This window comes from Azonexus sp., from assembly GCF_036170495.1.
Lineage (GTDB): Bacteria > Pseudomonadota > Gammaproteobacteria > Burkholderiales > Rhodocyclaceae > Azonexus.
Map to the genome: position 1 here is coordinate 1 of NZ_JAVHPH010000262.1, position 15,485 is coordinate 15,485.

The following is a 15,485-nucleotide window of genomic DNA, read 5'->3' on the forward strand; positions in this document are numbered from 1 at the left end:
ACGGTCGACTGTTAAAAAACGAGAAAATCAAACATAGCTACCCGCACTGCTGGCGCCACAAGACGCCGATCATTTTCCGCGCCACGACGCAATGGTTCATCGGCATGGACAACAAGGCCAGCGAGGATGCCCCGACCCTGCGCTGGATCGCCGAGCGCGCCGTCGACGAAACGCAGTTTTTCCCGGCCTGGGGCCGCGCTCGCCTGGAAGCGATGATGAAGACCCGCCCCGACTGGTGCGTCTCGCGCCAGCGCAACTGGGGCGTGCCGATCCCGTTCTTCCTGCACAAGGAAACCGGCTTGCCGCATCCGCGCACGGCTGAACTGATCGAGCAAGTCGCCCTGCGCGTCGAAAAGGCCGGCATCGAGGCGTGGTTCAGTCTCGATGCTGCTGAGTTGTTGGGCGCCGAAGCCGAGCAGTACGTCAAGATGAAGGACACGCTGGATGTCTGGTTCGATTCCGGCACGACGCACTGGCACGTCATGCGCGGCTCGCACGCGGCTGAGCTTGGCTATCCGGCCGATCTCTACCTCGAAGGTTCCGACCAGCATCGCGGCTGGTTCCAGTCCTCCTTACTTTCCGGCTGCGCCATTGACGGCCGCGCTCCGTACAAGGCGCTACTGACGCACGGTTTTGTGGTTGACGGCAAGGGCCACAAGATGTCCAAGTCCAAGGGCAACGTCATCGCGCCGCAGCAGGTTTCGGACAAGATGGGTGCCGACATCCTGCGCCTGTGGACGGCCTCGACCGACTACTCCGGCGAGCTGACCATTTCCGACGAAATCCTCAAACGTGTCGTCGAAGGCTACCGTCGCATCCGCAACACGCTGCGCTTTCTGCTCGCCAATGTCTCCGACTTCGACGCCAATGCCGACATGCTGCCGGTTGAGCAATGGCTGGAGATCGACCGCTACGCGCTGGCCCTGACCCGCGAATTGCAGGATAGCTGTCGCGCCGATTACGACAAGTACGAATTCCACCGCGTCGTCCAGGCGCTGCAAACTTTCTGTTCCGAGGATCTCGGCGGCTTCTACCTCGACATCCTGAAGGACCGCCTGTACACGACGGCGCCCAAGTCGGTGGCCCGCCGTTCGGCCCAGTCCGCGCTGTGGCACATCACGCAAGCTTTCGTCCGCCTGCTGGCACCGATCACCGCCTTCACCGCCGAGGAAGTCTGGCAAGTGCTGACCGGCCAGGCCGACGACTCCGTGATGTTCCAGCAATGGCACGAGTTGCCGGCACAGGCCGACGAGGGCGATCGGCTCGCCAAGTGGGCATTGATCCGCACAGCGCGCGCCGACGTGACCAAGGCGCTCGAAGCGCAGCGCGAAGCCGGCAAAATCGGCTCGGCACTGCAGGCGGCGGTCGAAATCCATTGTGCTGGCGAGAAGTTCGACGCCCTGGCCTCGCTCGGCGACGATTTGAAATTTGTGCTGATTTGCTCGTTGACCGTAGCAATCCGCGATGAAAACGAGCAAGTCATCGCCACGCCGCTCGAACACGCCAAATGCGAGCGCTGCTGGCATGTCCGCGAGGATGTCGGCGCGCATGCCGAGCATCCGGGGTTGTGCGGTCGTTGTGTCAGCAACCTGTATGGCGCCGGCGAGGCGCGTGCGCATGCCTAGTGCCGGGCGCTGGTACGCGCTGGCCGGGCTGGTCGTTGTGCTCGACCAGCTCAGCAAGTGGCTGGTGCTCGACAACATCGGCTTCGGCCAAACGATCTACGTCGCGCCGTTCTGGAACTGGGTGCTGACCTTCAATCCTGGCGCCGCCTTCAGCTTCCTGGCCGACCAGCCGGGCTGGCAGCGCTGGCTGTTCACGGCCCTGGCGCTCGGCATTTCCGGCTGGATCGCCGTCATGCTCCGCCAGCATCCACAACAAAGGCTGCTCTCGCTCGCCCTCACGCTGGTCATGGGCGGCGCCTTGGGCAACGTGATCGATCGGCTCCGCTTTGGCGCCGTGGTCGATTTTGTCCAATGGCATGTCGCCGGCTATTACTGGCCAGCTTTCAACGTCGCCGATTCGGCGATCACGGTCGGCGCCATTTTGCTCGTTTTCGAGCAGTTGACCGTAGCCAACAAGAAAGAGATTTCCGAATGACCGCCACCGTCCGCTCCGACAGCTTTTTGACCCTGCACTACCGCATCAACGCGCTGGATGGCGAAGAGTTTCTCTCCACCTTCGACATGAGCCCGGCCACGCTGCAAATGGGCAGCGGCCAGCTGGCAGAAAATCTGGAATCCGTGCTGATCGGCCTGCCAGCGCACGAGCGCTTCGTCTTCGAACTCGAACCGGCGCAAGCCTTCGGCATGCACAACGAGCGCCTCGTTGAACGCCTCGCCCTGAGCGGATTGCCCGCCGGCATGGAACTCAAGGAAAATTCCGTCGTCGAATTCACCGCCCCCAACGGTGGCACCTTCGCCGGCTTCCTGCGTGAGCTCGATACCACGCACGCCTTGTTCGACTTCAATCACCCGATGGCCGGAAAAACGATCCGTTTCGAGGTGGAAATTATCGGAATCATGTAATGGAAATCATCCTCGCCAACCCCCGTGGCTTCTGCGCCGGTGTCGAGCGCGCCATCGCCATCGTCGAGCGGGCGCTGGAAAAATTCGGCGCGCCGATCTACGTCCGCCATGAAGTCGTGCACAACAAATTCGTCTGCGACGACCTGCGCTCAAAAGGGGCCGTTTTTATTGAGGAATTGAGTGAAGTTCCTTCAGGCAGCACTGTCATCTTCAGCGCCCACGGTGTCTCCAAGGCAGTTCGCAACGAAGCCGAAGCGCGCGGCCTGAAAGTGTTCGACGCGACCTGCCCGCTGGTCACCAAGGTGCACGTCGAAGTCGGCAAGATGCGCAACCAGACCCGTGAAGTTGTCATGATTGGGCACAAGGGTCACCCGGAAGTCGAAGGGACGATGGGGCAGAGTGAGGGCGGGATGTACCTTGTTGAAACGACGGATGATGTAGCGACGCTGCAAGTCGAGTACCCCGATCAACTCTCCTTTGTAACCCAGACCACCCTGTCGGTCGACGACGCAACATCTGTCATCGACGCCCTGAAAAACCGATTTCCGGAAATCCAGGGGCCGAAGAAAGATGACATCTGCTACGCCACACAAAATCGCCAGGATGCTGTAAAGACACTTACCCAAGAATGCGATCTTTTGATTGTGGTCGGGAGCCCAAATAGTTCCAACTCGCGTCGCTTGAAGGAAGTGGCCGTAGCAAGAGGGGTCGCTGGGTATCTTATTGATGGACCTGAAGAGGTTCAGGAATTCTGGCTGACGGGAAAAACGCGAATTGGTGTCTCAGCCGGCGCTTCTGCTCCAGAGATATTGGTTCAGCGCGTCGTCCAGCGTATCGTTTCTCTTTCCGGAGCTACAGTCGTTCAGTCGCAAGGGGTCGAAGAGGGCGTCTTGTTTCCACTGCCGAAAGAACTGGCGACCAGTAAATAGCGGTTACTTGGACGACCTCTAGCGAATATATTCGGATAACTTCACTTCTATGTCGATATAGCTGGGTACGTCTACGCCTTTGATGTTCCCTGGAATGAACGATGTAGCGAAAAACATATCTTTTACCGGGGTGACTTGAGAGTCATCTAGGGTCTCCATGGTTCTAACATCGATTTCAAGAACCTTTCCGGATTTGTCAATATATAGGCGCAAAATAATAGGCAAGGTGGAAATAGGCGTTGTCGAAAGGTATTTCCGCGGGTTCGGAGCAGAATGCGGCACCGGAGGGCGATCCAGTAAGCTGCTTCGGAAATACAAAGATATATCGTCCGCGCCATCGCCGGATGGTTCGCTTTCTGCTGTAGTGCTTGCTTTTGGTAACCCTCTGATCGGTTCTGAAGGCGGGGCAGAATCGAATTGAGCGTGTGCCTCATCCGGCGTCACTTTCGGTTGAGTAATCAGTCCCGGAGTGTCTGTGCTAACTTTAGATTTTGCCGGCACATAGTGATGGTCGGGCAAATTGACTAGTGAGCCATCCGGCTCGTGATGGTTCAGACTTAACGTGGCGTAAAGCCGCCACTCTCGAATTTGCTTTTCCTGTCCCCCGGGCTCAAGCCCCGGCAATGCAAGCATGGCGACATGAACCACCAATGACAGCATGCTTGCAATGCGAATGTCGATCCTGTTCCGAGAATCTTCCTGGCATTCCCACACCTTATCAATCAGCGCTTGGTACCTCTCTCCAATTCAGACGCTTGTATGAAGTCGAGCCAGGGAACTCTGTGCCTACTTTAATAATGGCACCGCTGCCAGTGCCAGCAAACAGTCGAGTTTTACCTTGAACGTTGAGGAATGTCAGATCAGTAACGTTGGAAGTTAGATTGGAGAACGCCTGAATGTTGCCAAAAGAATCCTGAATTGCACTCAATCCAGTACCAAAGCTGATCGCAAATACTCTTGCAACCCCGGCCGGAGAGCAAGCGTTACCGTTTGGCAAATTCGCTGCGAAGCCTACGATGCCATCGCTGGTGGCGGTCGGTTGTACATTCACGCGTTCGGCAATCCCTGTGACCGCATCAACTGCGAGGTCATAATACCAACCCATCGGTCTTGTTTCCGAACTGCTGATTCCGATGGTAAGGTCAGTATTGTCAACCAAGCTAGAGCGGGTAATTGGAAAGGCGACGGGTACCGGTGTTGTATCCGCGGTTTCAGGGTCATCCCAATTCGGAGTAGCCACACCTGAATACTCTGTAACGGTATCTCCTGAGTTCGACGTCAGCAGGCTTGCGTAGAATTTGCCGGTTTGTTTCAGTCCATCATTGATTGCATAGAAAGCTTGCCTTTGCGTGCTTCCAACGTCGCTATCTGAGAGCAATTGCCCCGTTCCGACCATCACGAAGCGCTTGCCGGAACTAGGTTCAATCTCCACGAGCGGTTTTGTCGTAATCGGTTGGGGATTGCCTAAACTGTCCTTAACGCTGGCTATTTTTACAATGTTGTAATCGTGACTGGTGGTGATCGTAGTGTTTCCTGCAACCGTGGTCGCATTCCTTGATGGAGTGAGATCGACGCGCCAAACATTGCCTTGGAGATCGCCTGCATACAACGCATCAGCTTTTTGATCCTGATAGGTTTCGGCATAGGCGGTGACATGAGCGAGGTTGAGAGGTGCAGCGACACTACCCTCTGGCAAAGCGATGGTTCTTAACAACGAACCATCGCGTGGATTTATCAGGAAGAGATAGCCTATTCCATCATCGTTGTTAAAGCCGGAAGCGAGAATAACGGTCCATCCGTATTCCGGCGTCTTGACGATTACCGGGTCACCAAAGCTGTACCCCATATGCGAATTGGTGAACTCCCAGAGTACTTTGCTTGCTACATTGGCTTCGCTGGTCCAAGCGCTTGGGTCGGTAACATCAATGGCGTAGTAGCCTTTCCCTCCCTTACCCAGCCCGCCAACAAGGAGAGTCCGCCAGTCGTTGGTAAGAGCCGTTGGGGATGGCGTATTGAAGAAATCAACATCACTGATCACCGGTGTCGCATCGACCATGAAATGGTGGACGAAGCTACTCGGTGTTCCTAGCGAAGCCAAGCCGGTAAGTGGCCCCGTTGTAGCATCGCCAAAAACGAAACTTGGGATATACGCGAACAACTCTTTGCCACAAGCATTGCTAGGGGTCGTGAGCGTTGATATGCAAGTTGCAGCATCTACTACTGTACCGTCAAAAGCATGCATCATTCCGTCGTTTGCACCCACATAAACGACGGTCGGGCGATCAGCGCGCGCGCTCTTGAACTCGCTGTAGCCGGGATTATAGAGATCAAAAAATGGGAAATCCGGTGCACCAACGGTGGCCAGTTTTGAGTTGACAACATCACCAAGAAGATGAGCGCGCTGCCGATAAAAACCGGATGTCGCGGTAAGTTCGTTGGTTCGATCACCACGCAAGTAAAGAATATAGTTCGCGACGGAGTGCGATGGGTCTGTTACACCGGTGATGACACTCAGACTATTGCGAGCGGTACCCGTAATGTTGCCGTCAGTGAATGGAAAAGCCGCCCCGATATTGGTGCAACAGGTCACGACAAGACGATTTGCTGATGTTCGTGTATCCAGAAGACTTGTCGCATCCCACTTGTTTGTTGTGGTTGGCGTTCCATCTTCGCCAAAACTGATTAGTTGACCGAGCAGCGTTGAGGTCCAGCTTGTTGGGCTATAAGCGATGCTGTAATTCGCGTTTCCACTTGCCGCTTGTCGCGGAGTTGGCGTTGAAACACCTGTCGATGTTGCTTCGCTAGCCTCGGCAACAATCTTTGCGAAAGCGCCTTCCAGACCGCTTTTCATTGTTGCCGGGGAGTTCCCGGGAAAATAATTGTCGGGCCGTTTATCCGAGGTATTTACAACCGCATCCGTTGTAAATGCTAGGGAAGCTTGATAGTTGGTTCCAGCAAAAGGCAGCGTATCGGCACTCGAATACCACTCATTCTGCAAAATGCTGGCGGTCGAATTCGTCGCTGCATATGGATCAAACGAGTCGGAAACTTTAAATCCGCCGTACTTTGCCGCTAGCCAATATTGATTCTTGTGGCAGTAATTGACGTTCTCGTGCACGTCCATCCAATACGTATTGATAGTCTGTTTGCCAGTCCAATCAGCGCGAATATCCCGTGTATGGGAGTCGTAGGCCAGGCCGGCAATATAAAAAGTATTGCCCCGGCTGCCGCTGCAATTAGTCCATGTCGCCCCCAGATTATTAAATCCTTCGAGTTGCCCAATCATGTTGGTTGCGGTGGTTACATTTACCGTGGTGTCGGCGGTTATTGCAGCGTTCACTGGGGGCTCGTTGGCCGATGTCAGTGAGCTTCCCGGGAGATTGGCATCCCGGTGTGAATAGACGTCGCCAATGCCCAGTACGAAATTGCTCTGGCACGAATAGAGAATCGGATCCTGGCTGCCGTCAGCACCATACCAGTCGCGAATGGCAGGAAATCCGTCCAGCCACAAGGCTGCAGTGGCGCTATTTCCCGCGCCAGTCAGGGTGGTGTAGGAGTCCACGTTTCCGAGTTTCTTGAAATAGCGTATGGCGGTGTAGTAAAGCTCGCTAACCGGGTCAAAGCCTTTGTAATTTTTTGCCGAATAGCCAAATTTATTCAGGTAGTTCATTACGCCGCTGTTCACGATGGGCGTGTCCCAGCCAGCTGCCGCGGCATCGGTGACCGTGCTGGCCGCGTCATTGGGGTCAGGGTTGGTAACCATGACGCCGGTAATTGCATTCCATTCCCCATTTGTATTTGGAATTGCTGCCGAACCTGGCACGGGTTGGGTCGGGGCAATGTATTTCATTCTCGCCCGTAAAATAGCGCCGTCGCGTTGCGGGTTATCCCGGCCGTCGTTGTAATAGCCAAATGCTGAATAGCGAAGCTTTTGGGAATATTTTTGAAGCAAGCCTTCTGGTTTATATCCGTCACGATAGGCAACGCAATTGCTTTCAAGACCGACAGTTGAGTCGCAAACCTTGACGTTGATATAAACGAGATAAATGGCGTTGGGGTTAGCATAGGCAGCATTTCCTGCGTTCGTGCTGTATTGACCGTTGTAGTCGGCGGTTGCTGCGCTATCGACGTTGCCATTTTGGGATATGCGCATCGCTGTGCCGAGGTTTCTTACGCGCGTCTTTACTGCATTCCATCCAAATGGAGTCGATGTCGAAATGTTTGCGCCTAACGATTTGTTGGGATTGTTCGAATCTCTTGCGGCGTAAGTCTTGGTGAGGCGGGTTTCGGTGCTTGTGTCAGTGCTGCGATAACCACCGGTCAGTACCCAGCGGAAGGTATCCAGCGTCTGCATCGATGCCCAGTTTAGGTAGTTCCCGCTCCACAATTGACTCGTCGCGGTGGCAATCGCGCATTGATGCGATGCCGTTGCTGGCCCAACCGGCGAGAAATAACTGGTTGCTGGTGCTCCCGCCACGTAGTTGTATTTATAGCATTTGCCCGGATCAAAATACCCCAGGAAATCCCTTGCCGTATCGTAGGCAATTGTATAAGCCGGGGTGGTTGCGGTCGGCCATTCAACCGACAGGGTCAACGCCAGATTGCCTGGAACAGTCACCGTGGAAAACAATGGGGCATCGGCTAATTCGACGGCGTTGCTGCTCGCGCAAGCCATTACCAACAAGGCTGCAATGAAAGGTTGCCGCGCGCATTCAAAAAAATGGAGTCGCTGAGAGTTTTTCATGATTGGCTCGAAGTAATTGCTTGGAAAGGAAGCGGATCAGCGGGTAATCGTTGTTTGAAGAAAGACCTGGGTGTTTCTGGGGCCGGTCGCTCGGACGCTGATGCGATACACCGGCTGAAACTCCTGTCCGGTCTTCTTCGGCGCAAGGAAGGATGATCCGCCCTGCGATGAGGTTTGCTTGAATCCGATGCATTTTTCATTAGAAAAAGCTTCGCCGGCGACAGTGCAAAGTCGGTCGATGACGTAGCGAACTGTGACACCTGAAGCGGTGTCGCTGATGTCTGCGGCGGTGTTCATGCCTGCGCCACCAAAAGTGGTGTTGTTGATCAGCGCCATCGGAATACCGTGTAGATCGGAGTTCAGAATGATTGCCGAGTAATTGTTGGCAAGCGAGTCGCTTTTCCTGGCTGTTGCGGTTGACAGGGCTCCTGTATTAAAAAGCGCAATCGCTTTAGCCATGCCGCGCTCGCCCTGATTGACCAGGTCGCGCTTGAAGGCAAGATTGCCCGCCATGGACAGCGAAGTGTCAAAGGAGCGGATCAGCGCAAGGGCCGAAAGCATCAGCAATGAAAGCGCAATCAGCGTGATGATCATGATGGCGCCTTGTTGTTGCTTCGGGAAAATGGATTTCTTGATGATGTTTGGCATCGCCATTCCTTATTGGCTGATCATGATCTGGTTACGCAAGGGAATGGTCGTTTCGATGGTTTTGTAGCGATATCTTCTTTCTTCGGAGGTGATGTCGGTATTCAGGGTTCGGGTCACTTTGAGCGCAGCAATATTGGTGAGCGCAGCAATATCGGCAAACAAAACCAGCGAAGCGGGTGAAATAGGATTGGGTGAATCGGCTGCTGGCACTTTCTCAAGAAGCGCTGTCCTTGTGATCAGGCCAATTCGAATGGCTTTTATTGTTTTCAGGCGTTTAAAGGCGTCGACCGTCCCATTGGTCAGGTTGGCTGGTGTGTAATCGCCTGTGGCCGCATTCCAAGTGTCAATCTTGCCGTCGTTGTTGGCGTCGATGCCGTATAAGGCATGCAACTCAAAGATATTGTCGGCGATCGGGAAGGAGGCCTGATTACCGTCTTTAGTTGGGTTTTGGCTGTGCAGTAGGTCAAAACCAAAAAGCGTGTTGTTGTCGCCTACGCCAACCACGATGAACGTTGGCGGGTTGCCGTCAACAACGTTGCCAAGATTCAGAACCATGGTATTGCTGGTATCGGTATAGTTGGCTATGGCTTTGCCATTAATAGTGTCCTTGTAATACAAGGTCGGTGGCGCTGGCGGCGGCCGCGGCCGCCCCAACCCTAGCCTAAGTGTTGTAGTTTCACCGCCAGCAAATCCTAAAAATCCTGCTATTACTTGCTCAATTAAGCACGGGGAACCTGTTTGGCCAGCCGAAACGCTGTTTATCAATACAAGATCGCTGTCACGAAAACCGATCGTGTTGGCCACCTTCAGTGCTCCAGCGGCCGGTGCGCCCGTGAATTGGGTGGCCACTTCACCGAATCCGCCATTTCCTGACATGAGCACAAGCACATCTGATGGTTTGCCGCTGACGCTGGGCGTTGTTTGCCCCGGTGCTATCAGTGCGGGGATCAATTTGAAAACGTTTGCTGTGCCCGTGTTGACCGCAGCGAAAGGGGCGGGTAGCGCGGCTGGGCGCGGTAGGATTTGCGCGCCGTCTATCATGGCCGTGAGCGAGCAACCAAACATGGCACCGTCGCTTTGTGAAATTCCCGAGCCGGCGCTACGCACCAATTTGTCCAGGGCAAAGGCGGCATAGTTGCCTGCCTGATCAATGTCGTTGATCGAGGTGCTGGTCCGCTTGCGGCCTTCAAAGTTTTGCAGTACGGAGAAAATGGCAAGTGACACGATCAGGCCGATAACCATGGCGACCATCAGTTCGATCAGACTCAGGCCTGATTGGCGGCCTGGAGTGATATGAGCAGCGGCATGGTTATTCATGGCATGACGACCTGGGTCAGATAGGAATGAGGTGTTGATGAGGCGCCGACGGGGGTCCAGTTGATGGTGACGGTCACGACGCCATTTGCATCAGCAGCGCTGACCGTAGCATTGGCGTTTGGCAGGCCAGAAACTGCAAGATTTTGAACTTTAGTTTGCCAAGCGCCTATTTCGACGGAAAGCGTTCCTTTATTAGTCGATTTTTGCCCCCACATCGTGGACACCATTTCATTGGCGAGCAGGGCTGCCCGGTTACGATCCTCAGCATCAACCGAATATTGAACGGCTCGCGCTTGAAGGGCAACCAACCCCAGGAAGGCAAACGAGAAAATCAGGATGGAAATCAATACCTCCAGCAATAGGACGCCAGCCTGCTCCTTTTTTCCAGGTAGTCGGGATGTGGATTGTTTCCTGGCTGGCTGAAGCGGAGATCGTATAGTCTGGCGCATTATTCACATCCGTCCGGTTGAGTTGCAATTGACCTGCCGGGGTCGCACATGCGGACCTGTCCGCCAACGCGGACTTGGACCCGAAGCGGACGATCTGTTCGGGCATTTTGTATCCGAAACTCGATCGGCGCAGTGGTTGCGGGCAAGACACCGCATTTCTCTCCGCTTGCATTTTCTATTGTTGTTGTAGCCGAATAGACGAGTCGACCGACAGAGTTGAAACAAAGGATGGCAACCCCGCCGGTAATTGTTGTGGTTGTATTGCTGTTCTGGACGTGACTTAGAATAAATCCAGTCGACCCGGATGCCTCATCTTTCCCTTCAGTGCTACCAAGTAACGGCAAGGCGAGGAGTACCCAATTGTTGGCTGGGTTTGATGGTGCAAAAACGGGGAGAATATTAGTGTCGGGATTTGGAGTCGGTGCATCGTTGGTGAGTACGAAAGCGACTTGCCGGTTGCGCCGAACGGCTTCGCCTTGGGCTTGACGGAGATCGTTCTGCAACGCTTCGGCCACTAATCGAACCTGTGAATTGGCCTGCCATATTGAAAACTGTGGGGCGCCAACCAGTAGCAGAATGGCAACGATGGTCAAGACGACCATCAGTTCGATCAGCGAGAATGCTTTTTGGCCGCGGATTAGCAAGATGGGTCACTCCGCTTCATTAGCCATGTTGTACTACATGTGTGCCCCCAACTTGACCCAGTGGTTGCTCTGGTACCTTGTGCGTTGATTGTGTAGACGAAATCTGCAGTGGTGTCGCTACCGGTGGCGGTAATCAAGTAAGTGGTTGCTGTGATGTCCCCGGCTGCACAACTTACTGAAAATGTTCCTGCCGTCTGTGGAGTTAGGCAGGGTGGAGTAAAAGCTCCAGTAGCCACGTACGTTCGGTTATCCTGAAAGTACTGTTCCATTCGGGCGCGCATTGCCGAAAGTTCGTTGGTGCCTTCAACCAGTCGAGAGCGGAGGATATATTCCTGATAGCTGGGCAGCGCTATCGAGGCCAATATGGCGATGATGGCCACTACGATCATGACCTCAATCAATGTGAATCCGCGTGTAATCTTGTTCATTGCGTCTTTTCCGGGTGGGGTACCAAATTTGATATTCCGAAATGTGGAATCTCCACAAGAAGGCGGTAAAACGTAACTTCGCACGATAAAGCCTTTTTCAGAAGGGGGCGTTGCATAGCTATGCTAGCTTATCGTTTTGGTGGCTATCGTTCAGTATGACGGATGGTCAGTATTCGGGTTTAAGCGGTTGTCTTGTGTGTGCAGATAGGGGCTTTCTTTTTTTTGTGAGAGCTATTAGAATGGGCAGCTCAATTTCTTACGGATTTCTTCATGGCCAATAGCGCACAAGCCCGCAAGCGCGCCCGTCAAGCTGACGGGCAGCGTTCCCATAACGCCAGCCTGCGTTCGACCTTGCGTACCGCAATCAAGCGTGTTCGTCAGGCGATCGAAGCTGGTGACAAAGCCGCCGCTCAAGGCGTCTTCCAGCAATCCGTTGCGGTTCTCGATCGCATCGCTGACAAGAAGATTGTTCACAAGAACAAGGCTTCCCGCACCAAGAGCCGTCTATCTGCTCAGATCAAGGCGCTTGCTGCTGCCTGATCAGTTGAATGCACAAATAAAAATGGCGCCTTTGGGCGCCTTTTTTTATTTGTGTGATTTCGCTTCGTTGTTTTACTTTTCCAGCGAGCAAACACCGTCAATGATCTGAAGGTCGTTGTCCTGGGCGAAGTTGAGCATGAAGCGATAGGCCATTGGTTCGATTTCACCGAGGCGGCCGTCGACGAAGACGGCTTTTTCGCCGTTGTGGTCGCCCGGGCCGACGTAGGGTGAGTATTTCATCTTGCGTTCCGCGCCGAAGGCGGACATGACGCCGCACAGGCGTTCTGCCCAGTCGCTGGGGCGAAATTTTTTGCCTTGCTTGGTGAGGCCAACAATGATGAAGGTGGTCGAGTCTGTAGTTGTCATTGTTCTAGTCTGCGGTGGGCGATGCGACCTTGCGTTGGCGAATTCTAGCAGAAGCCTGAAGTGTTTCCATAATTATGGCGCATCGCCGCCGGGGGGCATGGGTGTTTTTGTCGTTCTATACAAGGCCTTACTTTTGACCTAGAATTCAGCCCACAGTTGCTCTCGCGGGTGCTCTCCCGTTGAGTTGCGATGATTCCGGCGGCAATGACCGCCGTTTCTGTTTTTTGGGGTTGCCTGATGTCGCATGTCATGAATACCTATGCCCGGTTGCCAGTGGCTTTTAGCTATGGTCAGGGTTGCCGGATTACCGATACCGAGGGTAAGGAATACCTGGATGCGTTGTCCGGGATTGCTGTTTCTACGCTTGGTCATGCCCATCCCCGGTTGGTGTCGGCGATTGCCGAACAGGCGGGGCGCATGTTGCATACATCCAATCTTTATCGAATTCGCGAGCAGGAGTTACTGGCCGACAAGCTTGCCGAAATTTCCTGCATGCAGGAGATATTTTTCTCCAATTCTGGCGCCGAAGCCAATGAGGCTGCCATCAAGCTGGCTCGTTTCTACGGCCACAAAAAGGGAATTGAAAATCCCACCGTGATCGTCATGGAAAAGGCTTTTCATGGGCGGACGATGGCCACCCTTTCGGCAACGGGCAACCGTAAGGCGCAGGCCGGCTTCGAGCCGCTGGTTTCCGGGTTTGTTCGCGTACCCTATGATGATCTATCGGCGATCAAGGCAGTTGCCGAACACAACCAGAATATCGTTGCGGTCATGTTGGAAGTTATTCAGGGCGAGGGCGGTGTTCATCTGGCTTCACTGGAATACCAGAAGGCTTTGCGTCAGTTCTGTGATGAGCACGGTTGGTTGCTGATCTGTGACGAGGTGCAATGCGGTATGGCGCGCACAGGAAAGTGGTTTGGGTATCAGCATGCCGGCATTCAGCCGGACATCGCGACGCTGGCCAAGGGGCTTGGTTCTGGTGTGCCCATCGGCGCCTGCATGGTGACCGGCAAGGCATCCGGTTTGTTCGGGCCCGGCAATCATGGCTCGACTTTTGGTGGAAACCCATTGGCTTGCACGGCGGCACTGACGACCATTGATACCATCGAGCAGGATGGTCTGATGGACAATGCCGAAAAGATGGGGGCGCTGATTCGCCAGTTGTATGCCGAGGCGTTGGCCGGGGTGGCTGGTGTCGTTGAGATTCGCGGCCATGGCCTGATGATCGGCATTGAGCTTGACCGGCCGTGTGGCGAACTGGTTGGTCAGGCGCTGGCGGCGGGGTTGCTGATCAATGTGACTGCTGACAAGGTTATCCGTCTGTTGCCGCCGCTGATCTTTCGCGAAAATGAGGCAAAAGAGCTGGTTGACCGTAGCGTTCCGCTCATCAAGGCATTTTTGGCGGCCTAAATCATGGCAATCAAACACTTTCTGCAATTCAATGACTTTGCGCGCGACGAGCTCGAGTATGTTTTCGAGCGGACGCGCTGGATCAAGAACCAGTTCAAGTCTTACCAGAAGTACTGGCCGCTCAGCGATCGTACTCTGGTCATGATTTTCGAGAAGGCGAGCACCCGGACGCGGCTGTCCTTCGAGGCGGGCATGCAGCAATTGGGTGGCTCGGCGATCTACCTGAATACCCGCGACTCCCAGCTCGGCCGTGGCGAGCCGGTCGAGGATGCGGCGCAGGTTATTTCGCGGATGAGCGACATCGTGATGATTCGCACTTACGAGCAGGATATTATCGAGCGCTTTGCTGCCAATTCGCGGGTGCCGGTGATCAACGGCCTGACCAACGAATACCATCCGTGCCAGATCCTGGCCGACATCTATACCTACATCGAGCATCGCGGCTGCATTCAGGGCAAGACCGTGGCCTGGGTTGGCGACGCTAACAACATGTGCAACACCTGGCTGCAGGCGGCCGAGGTGCTCGACTTCAAGGTCCATGTATCGACGCCGCCGGGTTACGAGATTCAGCCGGAACTGGTCGGCCAGATCGATCCGGAGCGTTTCAAGGTTTTTGCCGATCCGATGGATGCTTGCCGGGGTGCCGACCTGGTCACCACCGACGTGTGGACCTCGATGGGCTTCGAGGCTGAGAACGAGGAACGGATCAAGGCCTTCGCCGACTGGTGCGTCGATGGCGACATGATGCGCGTCGCCGATCCGCAGGCCGTGTTCATGCACTGCCTGCCGGCGCACCGCGGCGAGGAAGTGACGGCCGAGGTGATCGACGGGCCGCAATCGGTGGTCTGGGACGAAGCCGAGAACCGGCTGCACGTCCAGAAGGCGTTGATGGAATATTTGCTGCTGGGCCGGATTCAGGGCTGAGCGGCAGGGTTAAACGAAACAAGGGAACGGAAATGAGCGACATCAAGAAGGTTGTGCTGGCCTATTCGGGCGGTCTGGATACCTCGGTCATCCTGAAGTGGCTGCAGGATGTGTACAAGTGCGAAGTCGTCACCTTCACGGCCGACCTCGGCCAGGGTGAGGAACTCGAGCCGGCGCGCGCCAAGGCGCTGAAGGCCGGCATCAAGCCGAAGAACATCTACATCGACGATGTGCGCGAAGAGTTCGTCCGCGACTTCGTTTTCCCGATGTTCCGCGCCAACACCGTTTACGAAGGCGAGTACCTGCTCGGTACCTCGATCGCCCGGCCGCTGATCGCCAAGCGCCTGATCGAGATCGTCAACGAAACCGGCGCCGATGCCATCTGCCATGGTGCGACCGGCAAGGGCAACGACCAGGTCCGTTTCGAACTCGGCGCCTACGCGCTGAAGCCGGGTATCAAGGTCATCGCCCCGTGGCGCGAATGGGACCTGATGTCGCGCGAGAAGCTGATGGCCTATGCCGAGAAGCATGGCATCGAAATCGACATGAAGCACAAGA

Annotated in this window: 16 protein-coding genes; 8 read left to right on the top strand and 8 right to left on the bottom strand. The window is 54.9% G+C overall.

Features of this window, described 5'->3' with window-relative positions; all coding sequences use genetic code 11:
• From ADADOO_RS09425 to ispH, 4 genes are all read left to right on the top strand, one after another.
• On the top strand, positions 1 to 1,625 hold a 1,625-nt coding region (locus ADADOO_RS09425; protein ID WP_511276999.1), incomplete at its 5' end, for an isoleucine--tRNA ligase.
• Positions 1,618 to 2,100: a signal peptidase II gene (lspA, locus tag ADADOO_RS09430; RefSeq protein WP_511277000.1), complete on the top strand. Its 483-nt coding sequence runs from the start codon at positions 1,618 to 1,620 to the stop codon at positions 2,098 to 2,100. The genes ADADOO_RS09425 and lspA, both read left to right, overlap by 8 nt.
• The gene (locus ADADOO_RS09435; protein ID WP_511277002.1) at positions 2,097 to 2,528 is read left to right on the top strand and encodes an FKBP-type peptidyl-prolyl cis-trans isomerase; all 432 of its coding nucleotides are present in this window, start codon (positions 2,097 to 2,099) and stop codon (positions 2,526 to 2,528) included. The genes lspA and ADADOO_RS09435 overlap by 4 nt, the downstream gene beginning before the upstream one ends.
• Positions 2,528 to 3,457: a 4-hydroxy-3-methylbut-2-enyl diphosphate reductase gene (ispH, locus tag ADADOO_RS09440; protein ID WP_511277004.1), complete on the top strand. Its 930-nt coding sequence runs from the start codon at positions 2,528 to 2,530 to the stop codon at positions 3,455 to 3,457. The genes ADADOO_RS09435 and ispH overlap by 1 nt, the downstream gene beginning before the upstream one ends.
• Positions 3,458 to 3,475: 18 nt before the next feature.
• On the opposite strand, the gene ADADOO_RS09445 is transcribed toward ispH, so the two are convergent.
• The 7 genes from ADADOO_RS09445 to ADADOO_RS09475 form a co-directional block, all read right to left on the bottom strand.
• A complete protein-coding gene (locus tag ADADOO_RS09445) occupies positions 3,476 to 4,117 on the bottom strand; it encodes a hypothetical protein (protein ID WP_511277006.1) in 642 nt (213 codons plus the stop codon).
• A 58-nt stretch (positions 4,118 to 4,175) separates the two neighbouring features.
• Complete coding sequence (locus ADADOO_RS09450; RefSeq protein WP_511277007.1) at positions 4,176 to 8,201, bottom strand: pilus assembly protein; 4,026 nt, start codon at positions 8,199 to 8,201, stop codon at positions 4,176 to 4,178.
• Positions 8,202 to 8,237: 36 nt separating this feature from the next.
• Positions 8,238 to 8,849, bottom strand: a complete 612-nt coding sequence (locus ADADOO_RS09455; RefSeq protein ID WP_511277009.1) for a pilus assembly PilX family protein — start codon at positions 8,847 to 8,849, stop codon at positions 8,238 to 8,240.
• Positions 8,850 to 8,858: 9 nt separating this feature from the next.
• Positions 8,859 to 10,166 (bottom strand): PilW family protein, encoded by a 1,308-nt coding sequence (locus tag ADADOO_RS09460; RefSeq protein ID WP_511277010.1) that lies wholly within the window; start codon positions 10,164 to 10,166, stop codon positions 8,859 to 8,861.
• Positions 10,163 to 10,525, bottom strand: a complete 363-nt coding sequence (locus ADADOO_RS09465) for a type IV pilus modification PilV family protein (protein WP_511277011.1) — start codon at positions 10,523 to 10,525, stop codon at positions 10,163 to 10,165. The genes ADADOO_RS09460 and ADADOO_RS09465 overlap by 4 nt, the downstream gene beginning before the upstream one ends.
• 89 nt (positions 10,526 to 10,614) lie before the next feature.
• Complete coding sequence (locus ADADOO_RS09470; RefSeq protein ID WP_511277013.1) at positions 10,615 to 11,259, bottom strand: GspH/FimT family pseudopilin; 645 nt, start codon at positions 11,257 to 11,259, stop codon at positions 10,615 to 10,617.
• Positions 11,253 to 11,687: a type IV pilin protein gene (locus ADADOO_RS09475; protein WP_511277015.1), complete on the bottom strand. Its 435-nt coding sequence runs from the start codon at positions 11,685 to 11,687 to the stop codon at positions 11,253 to 11,255. The genes ADADOO_RS09470 and ADADOO_RS09475 overlap by 7 nt, the downstream gene beginning before the upstream one ends.
• Before the next feature lie 270 nt (positions 11,688 to 11,957).
• Here ADADOO_RS09475 and rpsT point away from each other — a divergent pair, with 270 nt between their 5' ends.
• Positions 11,958 to 12,227 carry a 30S ribosomal protein S20 gene (gene rpsT, locus ADADOO_RS09480; RefSeq protein WP_011288763.1) on the top strand — a complete coding sequence of 90 codons (270 nt, stop codon included), beginning with the start codon at positions 11,958 to 11,960 and terminating at the stop codon, positions 12,225 to 12,227.
• A gap of 72 nt (positions 12,228 to 12,299) precedes the next feature.
• Here rpsT and ADADOO_RS09485 read toward each other — a convergent pair whose 3' ends face one another.
• Positions 12,300 to 12,593 (bottom strand): DUF3579 domain-containing protein, encoded by a 294-nt coding sequence (locus ADADOO_RS09485; RefSeq protein WP_511277016.1) that lies wholly within the window; start codon positions 12,591 to 12,593, stop codon positions 12,300 to 12,302.
• A gap of 237 nt (positions 12,594 to 12,830) precedes the next feature.
• Between ADADOO_RS09485 and ADADOO_RS09490 the strand changes: the two genes are divergently transcribed.
• The 3 genes from ADADOO_RS09490 to ADADOO_RS09500 all read left to right on the top strand — a co-directional run.
• Positions 12,831 to 14,003, top strand: a complete 1,173-nt coding sequence (locus ADADOO_RS09490) for an aspartate aminotransferase family protein (RefSeq protein ID WP_511277018.1) — start codon at positions 12,831 to 12,833, stop codon at positions 14,001 to 14,003.
• Between the two features lie 3 nt (positions 14,004 to 14,006).
• Entirely contained in the window at positions 14,007 to 14,927 is a 921-nt protein-coding gene (argF, locus tag ADADOO_RS09495; RefSeq protein ID WP_511277020.1) for an ornithine carbamoyltransferase, read from the top strand.
• A gap of 32 nt (positions 14,928 to 14,959) precedes the next feature.
• Positions 14,960 to 15,485: argininosuccinate synthase domain-containing protein (locus tag ADADOO_RS09500; RefSeq protein WP_511277022.1), on the top strand; the 526-nt coding region annotated here is incomplete at its 3' end.

Coding starts and splice junctions, on each gene's coding strand:
- argF (WP_511277020.1), top strand. CDS start 14,007: ATGGCAATCAAACACTTTCTGCAATTCAATGACTTTGCGCGCGACGAG.
- ADADOO_RS09455 (WP_511277009.1), bottom strand. CDS start 8,849: ATGCCAAACATCATCAAGAAATCCATTTTCCCGAAGCAACAACAAGGC.
- ADADOO_RS09490 (WP_511277018.1), top strand. CDS start 12,831: ATGTCGCATGTCATGAATACCTATGCCCGGTTGCCAGTGGCTTTTAGC.
- ADADOO_RS09450 (WP_511277007.1), bottom strand. CDS start 8,201: ATGAAAAACTCTCAGCGACTCCATTTTTTTGAATGCGCGCGGCAACCT.
- ispH (WP_511277004.1), top strand. CDS start 2,528: ATGGAAATCATCCTCGCCAACCCCCGTGGCTTCTGCGCCGGTGTCGAG.
- ADADOO_RS09460 (WP_511277010.1), bottom strand. CDS start 10,166: ATGAATAACCATGCCGCTGCTCATATCACTCCAGGCCGCCAATCAGGC.
- lspA (WP_511277000.1), top strand. CDS start 1,618: ATGCCTAGTGCCGGGCGCTGGTACGCGCTGGCCGGGCTGGTCGTTGTG.
- ADADOO_RS09485 (WP_511277016.1), bottom strand. CDS start 12,593: ATGACAACTACAGACTCGACCACCTTCATCATTGTTGGCCTCACCAAG.
- ADADOO_RS09435 (WP_511277002.1), top strand. CDS start 2,097: ATGACCGCCACCGTCCGCTCCGACAGCTTTTTGACCCTGCACTACCGC.
- rpsT (WP_011288763.1), top strand. CDS start 11,958: ATGGCCAATAGCGCACAAGCCCGCAAGCGCGCCCGTCAAGCTGACGGG.
- ADADOO_RS09445 (WP_511277006.1), bottom strand. CDS start 4,117: ATGCTGTCATTGGTGGTTCATGTCGCCATGCTTGCATTGCCGGGGCTT.
- ADADOO_RS09475 (WP_511277015.1), bottom strand. CDS start 11,687: ATGAACAAGATTACACGCGGATTCACATTGATTGAGGTCATGATCGTA.